General features: G+C 67.1%; 20 protein-coding genes. 14 read left to right on the top strand and 6 right to left on the bottom strand.

The window, feature by feature from the left end:
• The first annotated feature begins 28 nt into the window (after nucleotides 1-28).
• The 5 genes from HNO88_RS08980 to HNO88_RS08960 all read left to right on the top strand — a co-directional run bounded on the left by HNO88_RS08980 (nucleotide 29) and on the right by HNO88_RS08960 (nucleotide 3,887).
• A complete protein-coding gene (locus tag HNO88_RS08980; RefSeq protein ID WP_312857032.1) occupies nucleotides 29-1,039 on the top strand; it encodes a GNAT family N-acetyltransferase in 1,011 nt (336 codons plus the stop codon).
• A gap of 62 nt (nucleotides 1,040-1,101) precedes the next feature.
• A complete protein-coding gene (locus tag HNO88_RS08975; protein WP_184244240.1) occupies nucleotides 1,102-1,365 on the top strand; it encodes a phosphopantetheine-binding protein in 264 nt (87 codons plus the stop codon).
• Between the two features lie 121 nt (nucleotides 1,366-1,486).
• Complete coding sequence (locus HNO88_RS08970; protein ID WP_184244238.1) at nucleotides 1,487-2,158, top strand: alpha/beta hydrolase family protein; 672 nt, start codon at nucleotides 1,487-1,489, stop codon at nucleotides 2,156-2,158.
• 43 nt (nucleotides 2,159-2,201) lie between these two features.
• Nucleotides 2,202-2,978: a hydrolase 1, exosortase A system-associated gene (locus HNO88_RS08965; protein WP_184244236.1), complete on the top strand. Its 777-nt coding sequence runs from the start codon at nucleotides 2,202-2,204 to the stop codon at nucleotides 2,976-2,978.
• Nucleotides 2,979-3,326: 348 nt separating this feature from the next.
• Nucleotides 3,327-3,887, top strand: coding sequence for an opacity protein (locus tag HNO88_RS08960; RefSeq protein WP_184244234.1), 561 nt, complete (start codon nucleotides 3,327-3,329; stop codon nucleotides 3,885-3,887).
• A gap of 259 nt (nucleotides 3,888-4,146) precedes the next feature.
• Here HNO88_RS08960 and trxB read toward each other — a convergent pair whose 3' ends face one another.
• Entirely contained in the window at nucleotides 4,147-5,130 is a 984-nt protein-coding gene (trxB, locus tag HNO88_RS08955; RefSeq protein WP_184244232.1) for a thioredoxin-disulfide reductase, read from the bottom strand.
• Nucleotides 5,131-5,285: 155 nt separating this feature from the next.
• Between trxB and HNO88_RS08950 the strand changes: the two genes are divergently transcribed.
• Together HNO88_RS08950 and HNO88_RS08945 are read left to right on the top strand one after the other, a co-directional pair.
• Nucleotides 5,286-6,080: a histidine phosphatase family protein gene (locus HNO88_RS08950; RefSeq protein WP_184244413.1), complete on the top strand. Its 795-nt coding sequence runs from the start codon at nucleotides 5,286-5,288 to the stop codon at nucleotides 6,078-6,080.
• Nucleotides 6,077-6,958, top strand: a complete 882-nt coding sequence (locus tag HNO88_RS08945) for an NAD(P)H-hydrate dehydratase (protein ID WP_184244231.1) — start codon at nucleotides 6,077-6,079, stop codon at nucleotides 6,956-6,958. Before HNO88_RS08950 ends, HNO88_RS08945 begins: the two co-directional genes overlap by 4 nt.
• A 128-nt stretch (nucleotides 6,959-7,086) precedes the next feature.
• Here HNO88_RS08945 and HNO88_RS08940 read toward each other — a convergent pair whose 3' ends face one another.
• The 4 genes from HNO88_RS08940 to HNO88_RS08925 all read right to left on the bottom strand — a co-directional run bounded on the left by HNO88_RS08940 (nucleotide 7,087) and on the right by HNO88_RS08925 (nucleotide 12,424).
• Nucleotides 7,087-8,136: a phosphotransferase family protein gene (locus tag HNO88_RS08940; RefSeq protein ID WP_184244229.1), complete on the bottom strand. Its 1,050-nt coding sequence runs from the start codon at nucleotides 8,134-8,136 to the stop codon at nucleotides 7,087-7,089.
• Nucleotides 8,137-8,287: 151 nt separating this feature from the next.
• Entirely contained in the window at nucleotides 8,288-9,142 is an 855-nt protein-coding gene (locus HNO88_RS08935) for an IclR family transcriptional regulator (RefSeq protein ID WP_184244227.1), read from the bottom strand.
• A gap of 156 nt (nucleotides 9,143-9,298) precedes the next feature.
• Nucleotides 9,299-10,858, bottom strand: coding sequence for a class I adenylate-forming enzyme family protein (locus tag HNO88_RS08930; protein WP_184244225.1), 1,560 nt, complete (start codon nucleotides 10,856-10,858; stop codon nucleotides 9,299-9,301).
• 180 nt (nucleotides 10,859-11,038) lie between these two features.
• Nucleotides 11,039-12,424, bottom strand: a complete 1,386-nt coding sequence (locus HNO88_RS08925; protein WP_184244223.1) for a helix-turn-helix domain-containing protein — start codon at nucleotides 12,422-12,424, stop codon at nucleotides 11,039-11,041.
• Between the two features lie 138 nt (nucleotides 12,425-12,562).
• Here HNO88_RS08925 and HNO88_RS08920 point away from each other — a divergent pair, with 138 nt between their 5' ends.
• From HNO88_RS08920 to HNO88_RS08890, 7 genes are all read left to right on the top strand, one after another.
• Entirely contained in the window at nucleotides 12,563-14,149 is a 1,587-nt protein-coding gene (locus tag HNO88_RS08920) for an isocitrate lyase (protein ID WP_184244412.1), read from the top strand.
• A gap of 153 nt (nucleotides 14,150-14,302) precedes the next feature.
• Complete coding sequence (locus tag HNO88_RS08915) at nucleotides 14,303-14,476, top strand: hypothetical protein (RefSeq protein WP_221419928.1); 174 nt, start codon at nucleotides 14,303-14,305, stop codon at nucleotides 14,474-14,476.
• A gap of 212 nt (nucleotides 14,477-14,688) precedes the next feature.
• Complete coding sequence (locus HNO88_RS08910; RefSeq protein WP_184244219.1) at nucleotides 14,689-15,798, top strand: type III polyketide synthase; 1,110 nt, start codon at nucleotides 14,689-14,691, stop codon at nucleotides 15,796-15,798.
• Nucleotides 15,798-16,502 (top strand): methyltransferase domain-containing protein, encoded by a 705-nt coding sequence (locus tag HNO88_RS08905; RefSeq protein ID WP_221419906.1) that lies wholly within the window; start codon nucleotides 15,798-15,800, stop codon nucleotides 16,500-16,502. Before HNO88_RS08910 ends, HNO88_RS08905 begins: the two co-directional genes overlap by 1 nt.
• Nucleotides 16,496-17,602, top strand: coding sequence for an NAD(P)/FAD-dependent oxidoreductase (locus HNO88_RS08900; protein WP_184244217.1), 1,107 nt, complete (start codon nucleotides 16,496-16,498; stop codon nucleotides 17,600-17,602). The genes HNO88_RS08905 and HNO88_RS08900 overlap by 7 nt, the downstream gene beginning before the upstream one ends.
• Before the next feature lie 111 nt (nucleotides 17,603-17,713).
• Nucleotides 17,714-19,789 carry a putative bifunctional diguanylate cyclase/phosphodiesterase gene (locus HNO88_RS08895; RefSeq protein ID WP_312857031.1) on the top strand — a complete coding sequence of 692 codons (2,076 nt, stop codon included), beginning with the start codon at nucleotides 17,714-17,716 and terminating at the stop codon, nucleotides 19,787-19,789.
• Between the two features lie 126 nt (nucleotides 19,790-19,915).
• Entirely contained in the window at nucleotides 19,916-20,848 is a 933-nt protein-coding gene (locus tag HNO88_RS08890) for a 1-phosphofructokinase family hexose kinase (RefSeq protein WP_184244214.1), read from the top strand.
• 34 nt (nucleotides 20,849-20,882) lie between these two features.
• Here the strand turns inward: HNO88_RS08890 and HNO88_RS08885 are convergent, their stop codons facing one another.
• Nucleotides 20,883-21,527 carry a TetR/AcrR family transcriptional regulator gene (locus tag HNO88_RS08885; protein WP_184244212.1) on the bottom strand — a complete coding sequence of 215 codons (645 nt, stop codon included), beginning with the start codon at nucleotides 21,525-21,527 and terminating at the stop codon, nucleotides 20,883-20,885.
• Nucleotides 21,528-21,552: the final 25 nt, after the last annotated feature.

The following is a 21,552-nucleotide window of genomic DNA, read 5'->3' as shown; positions in this document are numbered from 1 at the left end:
GCAACTCCGAAGGATCGACCGGGAAGTGGTGAACGTCGACTATCACGACGATCTTAAGGAAGTGCAATCCGACGCCGCACTGGCGCGGTTGCTCTCGCCCGAGATGCAAAGCGCGCCGTTCGACCGGCTGGACTGGTGGCGGCTGCTGGCCGAGCACTGCGGCCTGCAGCCACGCCTTGCCGTGGCGCGCAATGGGGTCGGCAGTGCGGTGCTGCCGCTGACGGGGACCGGAGAGCACCTGACGCAGCTCTCCAACTGGTACACGTTCCGCTATCGCCCGATCGTCTCGCCGGGCGCCGAAGACCTGCTGACAGCTCTGGCGCGCGACCTGCCGAAGCACGCGAGCCGGCTGACGCTCACCGGGCTGCCGGCCGAGGATGCGGAAAGGCTCGAAGCGGCGTTTCGCGCGGCCGGCTGGATCGCCTGGCGCGAGCAGAGCGACGTCAACCATGTGCTCGCACTCGCCGGGCGCGACTACGCGGCCTACATCGCCGGTCGCCCGGGCAAGCTGCGCACGACACTCAAGCGCAAGTCGGGCAAGGTGCACACGCGAGTGCTTTCCCGCTTCGACGCGCAAGTCTGGTCCGACTACGAGGACATCTACGCCGAGAGCTGGAAGCCCGAGGAAGGCTCGCCCGCGTTCCTGCGCGCCTTTGCGCAAGCGGAAGGGGCGGCCGGACGCCTGCGCCTTGCCGTTGCCCACGCAGCGGACGATCCGCAAGGCCCTGCCCTGGCCGCGCAGATGTGGACGGTGGAGGGCGGCACCGCCTTCATCCACAAGCTGGCCCATCGCGAAAGCGCCAAGCCGCTCTCGCCCGGATCGGTGCTGAGCGCGGCGCTGTTCCGCCGGGTCATCGACGTCGACAAGGTCGAGCTTGTCGATTTCGGCACCGGCGACGATCCCTACAAGCGCGACTGGATGGAGCAGGTTCGCCCGCGCTACCGCCTCGACCTGCTACGTCCGCGCGCGCCTGCGAACTGGCCGGTGATCGCACGCCGAATGGTGCGCTCCCTTGCCGCAAGTGCGAAGCGCGGCTAGAGCGCCACGGCTTTCAGACTTCGTTCAAGAACAGATTTAGCAAGACACACGCTGGGAGGCCCATGTCCGACGACACCGATCTGCTGCTGCGCCGCATCCTGACGGACGTGCTCGGCCTCAAGCAGAACCAGGCCTCCGACTTCACCGAAGAGACCGGCCTGTTCGGCCACTTGCCCGAGCTCGACTCAATGGCGGTGGCGGGACTGCTGACCGAGCTTGAGGACCGGCTCGACATCGTCATCGACGACGACGAGATCGACGGCGAGATGCTCGAAACCTATGGAGGCCTCCTGGCCTTCGCCAAGGCCAAGCGCGAGCAGGCGTGAGCCGCTGCGGCCATGCACCGGCCAACTCGGCCCAATCTGTGCCATGGCGCCTGAAGCAAGTTCAGCGAGACGAGTGCTTCGTGGCCGCTCTGTCGCCCGGCCGACCGCTGTTCCGCAAGCCATGACGCCGCTGACCTGGCCCTGTCCCCTGCGCGACGGCACCACCACCGACGAATACGCCCTCAGCTTCGATCACGCGCGGGCCAGGCGTCTGCTGATCGTGCCGGCCCTGTTCGACGAGGCCAATCGCCTGCGTCGCCTGACCGTAGAGGTCATGCGCCGGCTGGACGGAGCCGGGATCGACAGCGTTCTGCCCGACCTGCCCGGCACCAACGAGAGCCTGCAGCCGCTCGAAATACAGGAGCCGCAGGACTGGTCGAACGCCATGGCTGCGGCCGCAAGCCACTTTGGCGCAACGCACGTGCTGGGAATCCGCGGCGGGTGCCTGTTCACGCCCGCTGGCTTCGCGGCCCTGCACTACGCGCCGGCCAAGGCGCCGGGCATCCTGCGCCAGATGCTGCGCGCCCGAACGCTCGCAGCGCGCGAGGCCGGCCGTGAGGAAACGCGCGAGGGCCTCATGCATCTGGCGCTGACGCAAGGCATCGAGCTTGTGGGACACCGGCTCGGGCCTGAATTCGTCCGCCGGTTCGAGACGTTTGCCCTGCGGACGGATGCGGTGGAGATCACCCAGGAGACGCTCGGCGGTTCGGGGCTCTGGCTGCGCGCTGAGCCGGGCGAGAGCGCGAGCCAGGCGGATGCGCTGGCCGCCGCCATCGCGCGAGCACTGGCATGACGCCAGCCCCGCTTCCCGCACCGTCCGGCCATGGAGTGAACGCATGAGGCGTCACTTCGCATTCCCGTGCGAGGGCGTGCAGCTCGTCGCCACGCTCGACGAGGCACCGGGGTGCGCAGGCCTGCTGCTCGTCACTGGCGGCAACGAGGTTCGCTCGGGCGCATGGGCAGGCCAGGCGCAGTTCGCCGCTCAGGTTGCCGCCGCCGGTCATCCCGTGCTGCGCTTCGATCGGCGCGGCTGTGGGGACAGCGAAGGTGTCAACGGCGAGTTCCGCGCCAGCGGCCCCGACATGTCCGCCGCGCTGGCCGCCATGCGTGAACACTGCCCGCACCTCACCCGCGTGGTCGGCATGGGCAACTGCGATGCCGCGAGCGCCCTGATGCTCGCAAGGGGCGCGGGGTGTGACGGGTTGATCCTGTCCAATCCCTGGACCTTCGAAAGCGACGCCGCCGACGAAGCGCCGCCGCAAGCGGTGCGCAGTCACTATCGCGGCCGCTTGAAGGATCTCGGTGCAATCAAGCGGCTGCTGACCGGCAAAGTCGCGATCGCGCCCTTGCTGAAAAGCCTGCTTTCCGCCGCCAAGCCCGCACCTGCGCCAAGCACGCTGGCGCAGGACATGGCGGCCGGGATCGCCGGCTTTGCCGGTCCCGTGCGCTATCTGGTCGCCGATCGCGATCGGACCGGCCAGGCTTTCGCTGCCGTCTGGACCGACGCCACCGCAATCCGGCGCTGCCCGGGTGCAACGCATAGTTTCGTCGAAGCAGACGCGCGCGCCTGGCTGCTCGACGAAACTCTCACGCTCTTGTCGGATCTTGCCTGAGCATCGGCACGCGCGATGATGATCTTCGCCTCTCCTCGCACTGCCTGCAAGTGACCGGACGTCCATCCAAAGCAACGGCATCGCGCAACGACCGTCGGGGATTGCCGCGCTGCCGAGGCTCGGCAATCGTTACTCTACCGAGCAGATTACGCTGCTGCGCCGCAGCAATCTGATCTTCGGGGATACGCACGGGCCAGCTAAGAGCGTCAATGGCCCCACGAATTCCCTAGATGCACAAATGCAACACTCTTGCTGCAATGCGCCATAGGGCTGCAACTTAAGTCCCTCGCTCCGCATTACACGGCCTCATCGGCAAGCTCGGTGATGCATGATAATTGGAGTTTGAGAATGAAGAAGTTTCTGTTCGCTGCGGCGCTCGCTGTGTCGATGCCCGCCGTTGCCGTAGCGCAGGACGCCAGCACCGCGACCGCGCCCGACGGCACGCCCGCATTCGGGATCGAGCCCTACGTCGGTGTGCTCGGTGGCTGGCACCAGTTCGACAAGAGCAGCGAGTTCGGCAGCCCCCGCGGCGGCCGCATGGACGGTGCGCTGCTCAGCGGCGTGGCCGGTGTGAACATTCCGCTCGGGCCCGTCTTCGTCGGCGCGGAAGGTAACGCCACCAAGGGCTTCGGCGATATCGACTGGGAATACGGCGTTCGTGGCCGTGTCGGCGCGCGCGCTGGTGACAGCGGCATGATCTTCGTGTCCGGCGGCTACCAGTGGGTCAACGGCAAGCGTGCGTACAGCGACCAGAAGGACTGGATCTATGGCGTCGGCGTGGAAGTCGGCCCCAAGGACATCGGCCTGGGCGGCATCACCACCAACAGCGGCATCCGTCTGCGCCTGCAGGCCGAAACCTACGACTTCGATTCGATCCGTCCGATGGCGGGCGTGATCGCGCACTTCTGAGCCTGAATGGGGCCGGTCGCAAAGACCGGCTCCACCGGTTCGGAAGGGCATAGGACCGAGCTGTCGTCCGGGGCGCACCTGCATTCCTGCAAGCGAGCCACCGAGACCGGATGACAGTTCGGCCCGTCTTCAACCTTTACGATGATCGTGCGGACCGCAGGTCGGCCGCAATCCAGGGCAACGCGAGAAGCTCTCGGACCACTGCCCTAAGCTCGCGACGACGAGCAGCATGAGGTCGGCGGCAAATCGAAGCTTCGGCTTACTCCGCCGCTTCCCTGGTCGCCTCGGCAAATTCCTTTTCCTGCAAGTAGCGCTCGGCATCCAGCGCCGCCATGCAGCCAGTGCCCGCCGCGGTCACCGCCTGGCGATAGGTGTGATCCATCACGTCCCCACACGCGAACACGCCGGGGATCCTGGTCTTGGGCGTGCCCGGTTCCACAACCAGGTAGCCGCTTTCGTCCGTGTCGAGCTTGCCTTCGAACAGCGAAGTCGCCGGGGCATGACCGATCGCCACGAACGCGCCGTCGGTGCCGATCTCGCTCTCCTCGCCGGTGACCGTGTCGATCACGGCGACGCCGCGCAGTTCGCCCGTCGCATGGTCGGCCACGAAGCGCTCGACCCGCTTGTTCCACACGACCGTGACGTTGGGATGCGCGAAGAGGCGATCCTGCAGGATCCTCTCGGCACGCAGCGAATCACGACGGTGGATCAGCGTCACGTCCTGCGAGTGGTTGGTGAGGTACAGCGCCTCCTCCACTGCGGTGTTGCCGCCGCCGATCACCACCACCTTCTTGCCGCGATAGAAGAACCCGTCGCAGGTGGCGCAAGCCGATACGCCCTTGCCGGATAGCTCCATTTCGCCCGGCACGCCCAGCCACTTGGCCTGCGCACCGGTGGCGATCACCAGCGTCTCGCCTTCGTAGACGTCGCCGCCATCGCCGATCGCGCGGAACGGCTCGCCGCGGCTGGGTCCGTCGAGATCGACCGAGACGATCGTGTCCCACAGCATGCGCGTGCCGACGTGCACTGCCTGCGCCTCCATCTCCTGCATCAGCCAGGGCCCCTGGATGACGTCGCGAAAGCCGGGATAGTTCTCGACATCGGTGGTGATGGTCAGCTGGCCGCCGGGCTGGAGCCCCTGCACGACGATCGGCTTCATGCCCGCGCGCGCGCCGTAGATCGCGGCCGAGAGGCCTGCCGGGCCGGAACCGATGATGAGCATGCGAGTGGTATGCGTAGCCATGAAAAAACCTCCGGCCGGCGAGATAGCGATCCGCGCCGTGCTTTGCCAATCTTGCGGACCGTAGGGAAATGTTTGCTGTCCACAACTGCGGGTTCGCGGAGGCGGTGAGCCAAGGGCCGGCGGAACCCGCGCCGTTCCCCGGCATTGCATTCGCGATGAGCCACACCGCCACCGAGAATGCACGCAGCAGCCGCTGGCCCGCCCGGCTGTGGGTCGTGCGCCATGGCCAGAGCGCCGGCAACGTCGCGCGCGATGCCGCGCACGCCGAAGGCATGCATCGGATCGACCTCGACATTCGCGATGTCGATGTGCCCCTCTCCGACCTTGGCCAGCGCCAGGCACAGGCGCTCGGGCGCTGGTTCGCCGACGGTGCCGAGGACGAGCGACCCGACGTGATCCTGTGCAGCCCCTACGTGCGCGCACGCGAGACGGCGCGGCTGTTCCGCGATGCCGGCGGCGCCCCGCCCCAGGAGCCGATCTGCGGCGACGAGCGCCTGCGCGAAAAGGAGTTCGGCATCCTCGACGGGCTGACCACCGCGGGCATCCTGGCGAGCGAGCCCCAGCAGGCCGAGTTCCGCCGCCTGCTGGGCAAGTTCTACCATCGCCCGCCCGGCGGCGAGAGCTGGTGCGACGTGATCTTTCGCCTGCGCTCGCTGCTCGACACCGTGTCGCTGCACTATCACGGCCGCCGCGTGCTGATCGTGGCGCACCAGGTGGTAGTGCTCTGCCTGCGCTACATCATCGAAAACCTGAGCGAAGAGGAGATCCTGGCGATCGATGCGCAAGGCGACGTAGCCAACTGCTCGGTCACGGAATACGCCTTCGATCCTGCATTCGGGCGCGAGGGTGGGCTGACGCTGGTGCGCTACAACGCGACTGCGCCGGTGGCCGAGGACCCGGCCGCGCACGTCACCAGCGAGCCCGATGCGATGGTCGGTGCACGCGGATGACACCGCTCGACGCGCAATGGCTGGCCGATCACCCGCTCCCCGACATCGATCACGACACCGACAAGAACAAGCGCGGCCGCCTGCTGGTCGCCGGTGGGTCCCAGCTCGTGCCCGGCGCGCTGCTGCTGTCGGGCGAGGCGGGGTATCGCGCCGGCGCGGGCAAGGTGCAGCTGGCCTTGCCAGCGTCCGCCGCCAGCGGCGTCGGCATCGCCATGCCCGAGGCGGCCGTCATCGCGCTGGAGGTCAACGACAAGGGTGAGCTTGGCCCATCGGCAGGCAAAGTGGGTGACCTGATTGGCCGGTGCGATGCCTTGGTCCTGGGCCCCGGGATGGGCGGCGGCTCTGACGCGCACGCACTGCTGGAGACGGTGCTCGATCACAAGGAAAGCGGCGTTGCCTTGCTGCTCGATGCGGCGGCGATCGGCGCTGCGCCAGACTTTGCCGATGCGCTGTGCCGCTGGTCGGGCCCGCTGGTGCTGACCCCGCACCCGGGCGAAATGGCGGGACTGATGACGTGCGAGGCGGACGATGTCTGCGACGAGATGGCCATGCAGGCGGCCGATCGCTTCCAGGCGACGGTCCTGCTGAAAGGACCGCGCACGATGATCGCGTCCAGCGACGGTACAGTGCTGCAGTTTCACGGCGGTGGCCCCGGCCTGGCGACGGGCGGCTCGGGCGACGTGCTCGCTGGCATCATCGGCGGACTGCTCGCGCGCGGAGCCGACGCGCAGCTCGCGGCGGCATGGGGCGTCTGGGCGCATGGGGAATCCGGCCGGATGCTCGCCCGAAGCGTCGGGCCGATCGGCTTTCTTGCGCGCGAACTGCTGCCGGCAATCCCCGGCTTGCTCTACCCGCGCGGCCCGACGGCGGAACGCTGAGCAGGCGAGCCGTCCGCGCTCGTCCTGCGTCGCATAGCCGTCTCGCTCACTTGCTGAGTTCCGATATCAACGTCAGATAGCAGACCACGCCCGGCGCCGCGCCGCGCAAGGCGCACCGCCGCCGCAGCTCAGGCCACGCGCAGGCGCTTCGCCAGCGTCTCGTCATCCATCATCCGGGTTCCGCGCAAGTGGCTGAGGCGCACCGCGGTGCAGCTCATCTTCAACTGGGTGAACTGCTCGTACCACTCCAGCCCTGCTGCCGACTTGCCGCTCACCTGCTCCCACAAGGCGACCGTCTCGTCATGCGAACCCATGCCTTCCAGCGGAGCGCCATATGTCGAGTTGGGGCCGTGCATGGTGTCCGCAATGACGCAGAACCAGGCGAGATCGTGCAAGGCGCCGCCTAGCGAGGGCTGCTCCCAGTCCATCACCGCGACGACCTTGTAGTCGTCCCCGAACATCATGTTGCCGATGCGTGCATCGCCCCACACCAGACCTTCGGGCTCATGCTCGGGCCATTCCGACTTCAGGCGGGCGAGCCCGGCGCGCAGGATCGGTTGCGGCTCGACCTCTTCCAGCCAGTCGACGAAACGCGTGTACTTGTCCCACTCCTGCGCCAGCCCGTTACGGGCACCCTCGGGTCCTCCTAGAAACGCCAGGTTCGCCAAGGGAATGGTCTGGATCAGTGCGAGCTGGGTCACGGCATCTTGCCACAGGATGCGGAGCTGCTGGGGGCTGGCCTCGGTCATCCAGCCGCTGCGGGCATACGGCGGGATGCTGACCGGCACGCGGCCATGCTTCTTTTCCATGACGAAGAACGGCTTGCCAAGGACCGCCGCATCCTCCTCCAACCAGAGAGGCTCGGCGATGCGAACGCGGCCGTCCTCATGCAGGGCCTTCATGATCTGGTACTGCTCTTCGAAGAGTGTGTCCGGGAAGACGGTGAACTTCTCGGGCTTGATGCGCACCACGCAGCCCTGCTTGCGCGGCTCCCCCCCTTCGGTCCAACTTGCATCGAACAGGATCGTTTCGTGCGACTGGCCGGCGCCGCGAGGATAGGTGAAGTTCTGCAAGGCGAGATCGCGAGCTTGCGGCAGCTTGCCGGAGAGCCAGGAGCGCAGATCGCGCGAAAGATCATCCAGATCCCGCGTCTCGGGGGCTACGATTACGTCGGACATGCGCCACTCCCACTCGGCATCGCCACATTCACCATAGTGAATTTGTTTTCGGCAGTATGATCGAGATACGTGGATGGGTGATGCGGGTCAAGACGACACGCACATGTCCGCCAGTGCGCTGAAGCATGCAGCGCGCATCGGTAGCGGGGGCTTAGTCCTCCAGCGGCTCGATACGGCCGGCGAGGAAGTCTGACACCCGCTTGCAGGCGGCGCTCAGACGGCCGCCTGCTTCGCGCAGCCTTGCACCCGATTGCAGATCGTGGAAGCCGGCCATCAGCAGCGAAATCGTGACTTTGCCGCGAGCATCGTAGATCGGCGCCATGATCGCCGCGAGCGGGTAGCGGGTGTCATCCTCGACCTGCAGCAGCGGAACGACCGGTGGCTCATCGCGCGCGCTGCGCATGTGCGGCGCGGCGTTCTCGAAGGCCGGACCAACGCCTGACCGGCGCGTCAGGCCGATGTAGCCGTGCTCGCGAACGAACTCCATGCCGGCAAACAGCGCCTCGCGCCGTGCCTCCTCCACGTCGGGGATGTTACGCTCCAGCCAGGCCGTCGCATCCTTGGGCGAGCGCGCGAAGAACACCGTCGCCTGCACCGTGGTCAACGGCATGCGCGTGCCCAGCGGCACCGGATAGCCGACGTGGTTGGCCGAGGTCGCCCGCTCGCGCAGGTGCATCATGTCGCCTTCCAGGAAGTAGGCTCCGCACACGACATCGAAGTCGTCGGCGATCGCGCGCATCTCCGGCTGCGCCACCTGCAACGGCGAGAAGTGGTCCGCCGCAGTGCGTCCGATCGCGGCCAGCGCCGGGCCGAGCACATAAGTCTTGTCGCCCGTGCGATAGAGGTAGCCGACATCGACAAGGCCCGTCAGCAGGGCATGACAGGTGGCGCGGCTGAGCTTGAGCGCGCGGACGAGATCGGTGAGCGCGAAAGCCTGGCCGGGATGATCGGCGATGAAATTCAGGATGGCTGCGACGCGACGCACACCCGGGGAGGACCGCGACATAGTAACTTTCGCTATTTCGAATTGCGCGGGTATGTCGTTGGACTGCGCACGTCAATAGCAGCATGTTCCCTCATGGGGACGGCGCCGACTGCCCAGCCACCACTCTGTGCTTCACCCGCCATGGATGACGCCGCCGGCCGATCCGCTTGAACAACCCTAGACATCCCGCCCCAGCCGCTCCGCGAGCATCGCGGCGATCTCGCGGCGGGCGATCTTGTTGCTGTGTAGCAGCGGCACTTCCTCGCGCGTGAAGGCGACGTAGGCGCGCGGCACCTTGTAGCCCGACAGGCGCTTGCGCAGTTCCGCCTCGATCGCCGCGAAGTCGAGCTCGACACCGTCGCGCGGCACCACCGCGGCGACCAGCAGTTGCCCGCGCTCCTGGTCCGGCAAGCCGAGCACGAAGGCATTGTGCACGCCATCCAGCGACTGCATCTCCATCTCGACTTCCGCGGGAGAGACGTTGGAGCCCATGGTCTTGATCATGTCGCCGCTGCGGCCCACGAAGTGCACGCGCCGTCCCTGCGGTCGATCCTCGATGCGGCACATGTCGCCCGTCTTGATGTAGCCGTCCGCGGTATAGTAGCCGGCCTTCTCCAGCTTGTGCAGCCCGGTAGCGACCGGATAGCCGCGCAGCTGCATCTCGCCGACTTCGCCATCGCCCACCGGCTGGTCGTTCTCGTCGGCCACGCGCACGTCATAGCCATCGGCGAAGTGGTCCATCGGGGCGCAGACCGGGTAGCCCGGCGCGCGGAAGTCGTCGCCGTACGAGTAAGGGCCCAGCGTCTCGCTCATTCCGAGGCCCCACCAGGGCTTGGGCGCCTTGGACAGGAGCGCAAGGTCATCGTCCGACAGCACCGATCCGAACGCCATGCGACTGTTGCTCATCGTCCGCTCGGTACAGACGGTGACCGCGCCCGCCTGCCAGTCGGGCACGAGCCACATCATCAGCCCGCCGACCCAGAACATCGGCATCATCGCCTGCTTTTCCTGGCCGGGCTCCAGCGCGAACATGCCCTTCAAGTAACGGCTGCGGAACAGCACCGGTCCGTGGTTGTGCTTCACGCCCTTGGGCAGCGCCATCGAGCCCGAGGTGTAGATCTCGACGATCTGGTCGGAAGTGTGCACCTCGCTCTCCACCTCGCGCAGGAAGGCGTCGTCGATGGTGGCGGCCGCCTCGGTCAGGAAGTCCATCGAACGGAATGTTGGTGGCAGATCGTCGCCATGCGAGATGATCCAGCGCAAGTACGGCACCTTGGCGATGCGCAACTCCGGGCTTGTGCCCGTCGCCAGGTCCGGCAGCGCCTCGCAAAGCCTCTCGACGTAATCCTTGCCCAGTAACTCGCGCTGCACGTAGAGCCCGTGCACGTCCGACTGGCGCAACACGCGGACCAGTTCGTTGGCGCGGATCAAGGTGCTGATCGGGATGGCGATGGCGCCGATACGCGCGGCGGCGGCGAACCAGATCGCAAAGCGCGGTCCGTTGCCGCAGATGAAGCCGATACGGCTGCCCTTGCCCACGCCGCGCGCCAGCAACCCGCGCGCGATCTCGGCCGATCGGGCATCGAGTTCGGTGAAGGTGGCGGACTCGTCCGGGATCGATGCATCTCGCAGCACTACGGCGGGTGCATCTCCGTAGGCGGCGGCGGCAGAACGGATCAGTTGCGGGAAGGTGGTCGCCTGGTGCGGGTCGTTCGGGACGGCGGGCTCCTGGCTCACGATGGCTTCCTCTCACGTGTTCTATGGACAGGTATCTGGTTCAGTCATGGCAGTGCGTGACCCCGCGCCGACGCGCGCGACCTCGCTCGATCCGGGACCGAGAACTAGTTTCGACTATTCGCCTGTGCAAACGATTTGTCGCGATTTCGAACTGCTGCGCTTGACTACCGTTTTAAGAATCTAGCTCTCCGCAAAGGCAAAGGGCTGGGGCGGCCGACGGTATTCGTCGGTCAGGATCTCGCGGCCGATCGGCGGGGCGGAGCGAGCTTCGCATTCTGCGCGGTGGCACAGGCGGCATGTCACACCGATCGGCGTGGGCATGGGCTGCGCATCATCCCGAGCATAGGCGAGCCGGGTCGCGTCCGCCGCGGCGCAGGCGAGTGCGATGGCGCGTAGCGTGCGTCCCTGCCCCCGCCCCACCGCCCCGACGGTGCGCGCGATCGAGAAGAAGCGCTGGCCGTCGGGCAGTTCCAGCCACTGCACCAGCACCTCGCCGGGGTGGCGGAAAGCCTTGTGCAGGCTCCACAAGGGGCATCCGCCGCCATGCGCCGCAAACGGGAAACCTGCCCCGTCGAGCCGCTTCGAGACGTTGCCCGCCTCGTCGACCCGCAGGAAGAAGAACGGAACGCCTTCCTGCCCCGGCCGCTGCAGCGTGGTCATGCGATGCGCCACTTGCTCGAAGCTCGCGCCGAACACGCCGGCAATTGCCTCGACATCGTAGCCACGCGCCTCGGCCGTGCGGAAGAAGCGCTCGTACGGCATCACCAGCGCACCGGCGGCGTAAGCGGCAAGGCCGCGACGCACCAGTGTCTCGGCCGTCTTGGTGGAGAACACCCCTTCGCGCAGCACTTGCGCGATCTCGCCGCGCAACGCGGTGTACGCGATGTGGAGCGCGATCTGGAACGCGCGCGCCGCAGGGTCGAGCGTGTCCGCGATCAACAGCTGCTGGTTGTGCCTGTCGAACCGGCGCAGCGCATCGACCAGCACGTCGGGCGGCAGGAAGCGCACGCGCACGCCCTTGGTGGCGAGGAACTTGGCGGCGCCGCCCTCCTTGTCGATCTCGGCGGCGAGGTCTTCGGCGCGGCGATCGAGGCTGTCGATATAGTTGCGGCGGCTGGCCAGGAACGCCTGCGCCTCGGCCACCGGGTCCTGCGCCTCGCCCTCCCCTGCTCCGGCGCGCCGCTGGGCAAGTGCCTGCTGCTCCCGCACGTAGGCGCCGTGCAGCCGCAGCAGCGCCTCGGAGATGCCGGGAAAGCTGGTCGCGAGATCGGACACCTCCAGCGCCGGCATGTCGATGTCGGAGAAGATCGGATCGCGCAGCACGTCCGCGATGCGGCGCGCATAGCTCTCGCCGTCCTCGCTGGCGAGGTCGGTGACGTCGAGGCGGTAAGTGCGCGCCAGGCGCAGCAGCATGTCGGCGGTGACCGGGCGCTGGTTGCGTTCCAGCAAGGCGATGTACGAAGGCGAGATACCCAGATCCTCGGCCATGACCTGCTGGGTAAGCCCCAGTTCGCGCCGCAGCCGGCGCAGGCGAGGACCGAGATAGAGGGGACGCGCTTCAGCCATACAGCCGTGTTTGTCATAGCCGCACAACTTTACAAGGTTCATCTGTAAAGTTTGACACGGTGACTCCGCCGACCGTTCCTCTGCACGCATCTGCAGCATAGGCCGTCTTCAACGCATCACCGCATGAGGACAGTTTCCGTGACCTACCAGCAGACCATCGCCGAAGCCGGCCAGACGATCGAGACCGAACGCAACTGGGACGGGATCGAAGCGGAGTCCGTGGCTCGCATGCGCCTGCAGAACCGCTTCCGCACCGGCCTCGACATCGCCAAGTACACCGCCAAGGTGATGCGCGCCGACATGGCCGCGTATGACGCCGATCCGGCCAACTACACGCAGTCGCTGGGCTGCTGGCACGGTTTCATCGGCCAGCAGAAGCTGATCAGCATCAAGAAGCACTTCGGCACCACCAAGGGCCGCTACCTCTACCTGTCGGGCTGGATGGTCGCGGCGCTGCGCTCCGAGTTCGGTCCGCTGCCCGACCAGTCGATGCACGAGAAGACCTCGGTTCCCGCGCTGGTCCACGAACTCTACACCTTCCTCAAACAGGCCGACGCCCGCGAGCTTGGCGGCCTGTTCCGCGACCTCGACAAGGCGCACGAAGCCGGCGACGAGCTGGAAGCCAAGCGCATCGAGCACGCGATCGACAACTACGAGACGCACGTCGTGCCGATCATCGCCGACATCGACGCCGGGTTCGGCAATGCCGAGGCGACCTATCTGCTCGCCAAGAAGTTCATCGAGGCCGGCGCCTGCTGCCTGCAGATCGAGAACCAGGTTTCGGACGAAAAGCAGTGCGGCCACCAGGACGGCAAGGTCACCGTGCCGCACGAGGACTTCATCGCCAAGATCCGCGCCATCCGCTACGCGTTCATGGAAATGGGCGTCGATGACGGCTTGATCGTCGCGCGCACCGACTCGCTGGGTGCCGGCCTCACCAAGCAGATCGCCTTCACCCGCGAAGCCGGCGATATCGGCGACCAGTACAACAGCTTCCTCGATTGCGAGGAAGTGACCTCGGTCGGCCACGGCGAAGTGCTGATCAGCCGCGACGGCAAGCTGATGAAGCCCAAGCGCCTGCCCTCCAACCTCTACCAGTTCCGCTCCGGAACCGGCGAGGACCGCTGCGTTCTCGACTGCATCGAAGCGCTGCAGAAGGGTGCCGACCTCCTGTGGATCGAAACCGAGAAGCCGCACATCGCCCAGATCGGTGGCATGGTCAGCCGCATCCGCGAGGTGATCCCGAATGCCAAGCTGGTGTACAACAACTCGCCCTCGTTCAACTGGACGCTCAACTTCCGCCAGCAGGTGTTCGATGCCTGGGAGCAGGCCGGCAAGGACACCTCCGCCTACGATCGCGCACGCCTGATGAGCATCGACTACGACGGCACGGAGCTGGGCATAGAAGCCGACGAGCGCATTCGCACCTTCCAGAGGGATGCGGCGCGCGAGGCGGGCATCTTCCACCACCTCATCACCCTGCCGACCTACCACACCGCCGCGCTGTCGACCGACAACCTGGCCAAGGAATACTTCGGCGAAGCGGGCATGCTCGGCTACGTCAAGGCGGTGCAGCGCGAGGAAATCCGCCAGGGCATCGCTTGCGTGAAGCACCAGAACATGGCCGGCTCCGACATTGGCGACGATCACAAGGAGTACTTCGCCGGTGAAGCCGCGCTCAAGGCCGGCGGCGCGCACAACACGATGAACCAGTTCGCTGCCTGAGGCAGCAGGGGAACCAGTTCGCTGCCTGAACCAACGCGGGGTTCGCCGATGACACTGAACAGCGAACACCTGAGACTACCGGACGGGGCGCTGCTGCCGCTCGCCTCGTTCGCCAACCCAGCCGCTCACAGACGCGAGCCAAGGATAGGAGACGTGACCATGACCACCACGACCGAACCGAGCCGCGCGCGCGCCGTGCTCTCGAACGAGGACTTCAAGCTGCTGCAGGAAGCCGTCGTCTACTACATCAAGGCGCACGAGGACGATCCGATCTCGTCCAAGTACGCCAACCTGCATCACCGTCTCGGCAGCGCCATCCGCCGCTGAACGGTCACCGCTTTCCTGGGGAGGAAAGCCTCGACCCGTCGCGCTCACCGGCGCGGCGGGTCGTTTTCATGTCGCACCTGGCTTCGCCGCTCGGCTTTCGGGCTTTCGCGCAGCATCACCAAAGGGCAGCCATCCGCCCGCGCGGGCGTTTGCACCCGGTTGCATTCGCTGGCATCGTGCCGCGGGGTGCGGAGTTGGCGAAAGTGCTGAGCATGCAGACCGTTACCCCTACGACGACGGCCCACATAAACGCGATCGGCACCGCCGTGCCGCCCAACGACGTCCACGGGGCCTTCCATGGTCTGATCGATCACATGCTCACCGACCGGCGCAGCCGCGCCATCTATGAACGCATGGCCAAGCGCTCGGGCATCGAGAGCCGTTACTCCTTCATCGAGCCGTCCGTCAGCGACGACGGACAGACGATCGACAGCGAGCGCTTCTACATGCGCGGCTCCTTCGCCAGCACGGCGCAGCGCATGGAGCGGTACGAGCGCTGGGCACCGGAATTGGCGCTGCAGGCGATCGACCAACTCGATGACGACATCGCCAGCCAGGGCATTACCCATGTCGTGGTGGCAAGCTGCACCGGCTTCGTGGCGCCAGGGCTGGACCAGATCCTGATCCGCCGCACCGGGATAGACCCGTCGGCCGAGCGCACGCTGGTGGGTTTCATGGGCTGTTACGCCGCGGTCAACGCCCTGCGCCTGGCCCACCACATCGTGCGCTCGACGCCCGAAGCGCGCGTGCTGGTCGTCAATGTCGAGCTGTGTACCCTCCATCTGCAGGAAACCGCGCAGGTGGACCGGCTGCTCGCCATGCTGCTGTTCAGCGATGGCGCCACGGCCGCTCTGGTCACCGCCGAGCCGAAAGGCATCGCGCTCACCGACTTTCGCCCTGCGGCAATACCCGGCTCGGCCGATCTGATCACCTGGCGTATCGGCGACCAGGGCTTTGCCATGCACCTCGACGGGCAAGTGCCGATCCGCATCGCCGAGGCCCTGGAGCACGAGCGCACGCGCAACGATGCCGACGGTATCCTGCGCGGGCAGCAGACGTCCGACTTCGACTTGTGGGCCGTGCACGCCGGTGGCCGCTCGATCCTGGATGCGGTCGAGCGCGGGCTCGAGCTGCCGCCCGAAGCGCTTGAGCCTTCGCGCACGGTCCTGCGCGAGAAGGGCAACATGTCGTCCGCTACCCTGATGTTCGTGCTCGCGCGCATGATGGCGGCGCGGCAGGAAGGGCATGGCGAGCGCAAGGGCCTGGGCATGGCATTCGGCCCCGGGCTTGCGGCCGAGACCTTCCGCTTCAGCCTGCTCTGATGCCCGATCTGCGCCACCGCTCGCAAGCGGCCGAGTGGATGGACGGAGCGGAGGTGACGCCGGAGGACTTCGCCGCCTGCGTGAAGGACCTTGCCGCGGTGAACACCGTCACCCTCGCCCGCGGCCCCACTCTGCGCTTCGTGACCGAGGCGGTACGGCAAGCTCCGCGCACTCCCACGATCCTGGACGTGGGCTTCGGCGCCGGCGACATGCTGCGCGCGATCGCCGAAGTGCTGCGCGCCAGGGGCCTGTCCGCAAGGCTCGTCGGCATCGATCTCAATCCGCGCAGCGAACCCGTCGCGCGCTCGCTGACGCCGCCCGACGCGTCCATCGAGTGGTGCACCGGCGATGCCTATGCCTGGGCCGAGCGCGAGCGGCCCGATCTGATCATCAGTTCGCTCGTGACGCATCACATGGACGATGCCGAGGTGGTCCGCTTCTGCACCTGGATGGAAGCCACTGCCGGCCTCGGCTGGTTCGTCAACGATCTGCACCGCCACGCCCTGCCCTGGTACGGCTTCACCGCGCTCGCCGCGCTGGCCCGCTGGCACCCCTTCGTGCGGCACGACGGTCCGCTTTCGATCGCGCGCAGCTTTCGGCGCGACGAGTGGCACGCGTTGCTGCGACAGGCGGGCGTCGACCGCGCGGCAAGCGTGCGCTGGCGCTTTCCCTTCCGCTACTGCGTGGAGCGCCGCCGATGGTAAGTCCCGTCGTGGTGATCGGTGGAGGGCTCGCCGGGGCCGCCGTCGCCACCCGCCTCGCCCGCACCGGGCAAGCGGTCACCGTGATCGAGCGCGAGGCAGGACCGCACGAGAAGGTCTGTGGCGAATTCCTGTCGGTGGAAGGCTGCCAGGACCTCGCCGGGCTCGGTCTGCCGCCGGAACACCTCGGCGCCGTCGCCATCGACCGCGTGCGGGTCCTGCATCGCAGGCATGCGGTAGAGGCCAAGCTCCCCTTCGTGGCACGCGGGCTCTCCCGCGCGATCATGGACGAGGCCCTGCTCGACATGGCCCGGAAGGCGGGTGCCGAGGTGCTCCGCGGCGTACGTGTCACCGGGTTGCAGGGAACGCGAGTGCTGACCTCCGCCGGCGAATACGAGGCCTCGCACGTCATGCTCGCGACCGGCAAGCACGACTTGCGCGCGATGCCTCGCGCCGCGCCCGCGACCCGCGACGGTTATGTCGGGTTCAAGATGCACTGGCGGCTTTCTCCAAGAGCTCTGGATGCGCTGGGCAGTGCCATCGAGCTGGTCCTGTTCGGGCAAGGCTATGCCGGCCTGCAGCGTGTCGGCACCCGCGAGGCCAACCTCTGTCTCGTCGTGCGGCGCCAGCACTTCGCGGAGCTCGGCGGCACCTGGGACGCGCTCCTTGCCCGCCTCATGGACGAACCGGGGCTCGCCTCTCGCCTTGGCGACGCCCAGCCGCTCATGGCCAGGCCGCTTGCCATAGCCAACCTGCCGTACGGGCACATGCACCGGCCGTCGGGCGACGAAGGCGCGGTGTGGCGGCTCGGCGACCAGGCGGCGATGACCGCCTCCCTCAGCGGTGACGGCATGGCGGTCGCCCTTCGCAGCGCGACCCTGGCTGCGGATCTGTTCACGCGCGGCGCCACCACCGCGCAGTTCCACCGGCTGCTCGCCGCGCAAGTCGGTCCGCAAGTGCGCCGGGCCATGCGGCTCCAGCGGCTCTCCGAGCATCCTCTGGCGTTGGCGTTGGGCATGCAAGCCGCCCGCGCCTGCCCACGACTCCTGACGCTGGGCGCGCGGGCGACGCGCCTTCCCGCGTATGAAGCGACGAAGGCCTGACAAACATCGACGAAGATCGCCGGGCTTTACACACAAGTTAACCTTTCCCGTTCAACTTCGCGGAGGTTCAGTGGGGCACGGATGAAACTCGACTTCGGAGAAAGCTCTCTGGTGGGGGCTGTTGACTTACAGGCGGTGCAGTCGCTCGAAGCGGCGATGACCGCGGCAAACCTTGCCGAGCAGCGATTGCGCGAAGCCATCGATCTCCTGCCGGAAGGCGTGGTGTTCCTCGATGCCGAGGGACGCTACATCCTCTGGAACCAGCAATACGCCAAGATCTACTCCACGTCGGCCGATCTGCTGGAGCGTGGCGCCCGCTTTGCAGACACCTTGCGCATCGGCATGGCGCGGGGAGACTATCCGGATGCGATCGGGCGCGAGGAGGAGTGGCTGGCCGAACGCCTTGCCCAGATGTCCAAGCCTGCCGCCCGCCACGAGCAGCGCCTGGCCGACGGCCGACGCATCCTGATCGAGGAACGCAAGACTTCGGACGGCGGCACCATCGGTCTGCGGGTGGACATCACCGACATGCGCGAGAGCGAAGAGGCGTTCCGCCTCCTGTTCGAGCGCAACCCGGTAGCCATGGCTGTGTACGACCGCGAGAGCCGCTGCATTCGCGCGGCAAACCAGTCCGCGGCGGACTACTTCGGCTTACCAATCGCCTCGATGAGCGGCCTTCCGGCCAGTGCGCTGTTCGGCGAGGGCGAGTGGCCTCGCGCGCAGGTTCTGCTCTCCTCGGATTCCAGCGGGCTCAGCGAAGTGTGGCAGATGCGCTGTGCCGGCGGCCTTGTCGGCGAGGCGGTCATTTCCACGCGTCTGTCGCAGCTGGAGGGCTATCCCGCCACGATCGTCTCCTTCTTCGACATCACCGAGCGGCGCCAAATCGAGCAGCGCATGGAGCACATGGCGCGTCATGACGAACTGACCGGGCTTGCCAACCGCGCCCACTGCCGGGCGCATCTGCGGGCGGTGCTGGAGCAGTCCGACAGTGACGAAACCGTCACGATGGCGCTCGTCGATCTCGACCACTTCAAGGCCGTCAACGACACCTATGGCCATCATGTCGGCGACGCGCTGCTCACCGATGCCGCGCGTCGCATGGCGGCGCTGGTGCCACAGGACGCGCTCCTGTGCCGGATCGGTGGCGACGAGTTCGCCGTGATCTTCCGCCGATCGAGCCGCACCCAGGCCGAGATCGTCTCACGCTCGATAATCACTGCCCTGTCGCAGCCGTTCCATGTCCAGGGCAACGTGTTGCACATCGGCGCGACGATCGGCTTTGCGACCTCTCCGTACGACAGCAGCGATCCAGAGACGCTGCTGCGCTATGCCGATCTTGCGCTCTACGCAGCCAAGGGCGAGAAGCGGGGCACCTGCCGCAGCTTCCGGCTCGGCATGGATGCCGCGGCGCAGGAGAAGACGCGGCTCGAGAACGATTTCCGGGACGCCCTGAAGCTCGGACAGCTCTACGTGCACTACCAGCCGCTGGTCGATCTCACGAGCGGCGCGGTGGAGTGCTTCGAGGCACTGCTGCGCTGGCACCATCCGGTACGCGGGTCCGTGTCGCCCGATGTCTTCATACCGCTTGCCGAGGAGATCGGCCTGATCGACGCGGTCGGTCGCTTCGTGCTGCACACCGCCTGCCGGGAGGCGCAGAACTGGCCCGAGCACATCAAGCTTGCGGTCAACGTCTCGCCGCTCCAGTTCCGCAACGGCAATCTGATCAGCACGGTGATCAACGCGCTCACCTCGGCGAACCTTCCGCCCGAGCGGCTGGAGCTGGAGATTACCGAAGCCGTGCTGATGGAAAAGGGGCCGCGTCCGTCCGCGATCATCCGCAACTTGCGCACCTTCGGCATCGGCATCGCGCTCGACGATTTCGGCACCGGGTTCTCGTCGCTCAGCTACTTGCTCAATTACCCCTTCACCAAGATCAAGATCGACAAGTCCTTCATCTTCGACCTGGAGCGGGAGAGCAACTCGCGCGCCGTCATCCGGGCGGTGATCGGCCTGGCTCGCAACCTGGGCCTGACCGTCACCGCCGAGGGGATCGAGCGAGAGGCCGTGCGCGATTACTTGCGCGACGAGGGGTGCCTGCAGGGCCAAGGCTACCTCTTCGGTCGACCGAGCCCGGCCAGCGAGATGCAGCGATACCTCAGCTGTGACGTCCGACGCGACGCGGCCTGAACGCCAAGCCTGCTGCAATGCCGATGGCCCACCGGCATGCATCCTCTCTGGAGCCCGGTCGTTGTTGCACTCGCCCGCACGTCAGCGTGCGAGATGACCGCAACCGCCTGAAGGAACCGCGCGAGCATGCCCCGGATCGCCACGCTGACGATGAACCCGACGATCGACGTGTCCTACGACGTCGCGCGCATGCAGCACACGCACAAGATGCGGACGCAGAACGAGCAATACGCGCCGGGCGGGGGCGGCATCAACGTCGCGCGGGTGTTCCACCGGCTCGGCGGCGAGGCGCTGAGCTTCTATCTGTCGGGCGGCGAGACCGGGCCGGCACTGGATGGGCTGCTGGCCGATCATGGCCTGGGCTGCTGCCGTATCCCCATCAAGGGCGCGACCCGCATCGCCTCGGCCGTGCACGAGCTCGACACCGGCAAGGAATATCGCTTCACGCCATCGGGGCCCACCATCGAACCCGCCGAGTGGCAGGCCTGCCTCGACGCTATGGAGGCGGCGCTGCCGCTGGACGCACTGGTGCTCTCGGGCTCGCTGCCGCAGGGTGTTCCACCGGATTTCTACGCGCGGGCGGCGCGCCTGGCACAGGCCCGCGGCACGCCGGTCGTGCTCGACACCTCGGGCGAAGCGCTGGCAGCGGGCCTCGAAGTCGGCGGTCTGTTGCTGGTGAAGCCGAGCCAAGGCGAACTCGCCGCGCTGGTCGGACGCTCGCTCCAGACCATCGACGAGATCGGCGCCGAGGCATCGCGCCTCGTCGACGCCGGCAAGGCGCAACTGGTCGCCGTCACGCTCGGCCATCTTGGTGCCGTGCTGGCGCAGGCTGGTGGCACGACCTTCCTTCCCGCCCCGCAGATCGAGGCCAAGAGCGCAGTCGGGGCTGGCGACAGCTTCGTTGCGGCCATGGTCCATGCCCTCACCAGCGGACGGGACGTACAGCACGCCTTCTGCCTCGGCATGGCGGCAGGATCGGCCGCGGTGCTATCGCCGGGCACGGGTCTGGCCCACCCGGACGATATCGCGCGCCTGCACGCGCAGATCTGCGGCTGTTGAAGCTTAAGGGATCTGCGCGGCTGCGACCGCGAGCCTAGACAATCAAGGCGCGGCGGCAGAACTCCCAGATCGTGCCGGCCAGCTGCTCGCGCCGAGCTCGGTCGGCCTGGCCGCCTTCCTCCCTGAGCAGTTCGACATGGATCGTCGCGGAAACGAAGTTATAGACCAGGCTCGCCTGGAGGCGGGGATCGCACTCGCGCAGCAGGCCCATCGCCACACCCCGGGCGATCTCTTCGGCGATCAGGGCGATGAGCGGGCTCAGCGCCCTTTGCAGCTCCTGCGGACGGCTCTCCGCAAGGCGCAAGTGTTCGCGGCTGAGGGCAGCGCTGCGGCGGCCCTTGCCCGGTTCTCCGAAGCCGAGCTGCCCGATCACCAGCCCCTCGACGATCTGGCGAAGCGCGTCGATCGGATCGCGCGCGCTCTCCGCTCCTTGACGGAAGTGCTCGGCGGCGAGGCTGAGCGTCCGCTCGAAGACGGCGAGCACCAGATCGTCCTTGCCGTTGAACTGCTCGTAGAAAGCCCGACGTGCCAGTCCCGATCGCAGGAGAACGGCGCGGATCGTCAGTCCTTCCAGGCCACCCTCATCCAGCAGTTCGTCTGCCGCGCGAATGAGCACATCGTTGCGGTGATTGCCGGCAAGCCCCGGCACGTCTGTCTGTGAAGCGGTCAGCGTGTCCATGCCGCAAAGCTAAGCGTCATCGGGA

This window comes from Novosphingobium chloroacetimidivorans (assembly GCF_014204535.1).
GTDB lineage: Bacteria > Pseudomonadota > Alphaproteobacteria > Sphingomonadales > Sphingomonadaceae > Novosphingobium > Novosphingobium chloroacetimidivorans.
The sequence above is the reverse complement of the archived record's forward strand: the minus strand, read 5'-3'. Positions and strand labels throughout refer to the sequence as shown.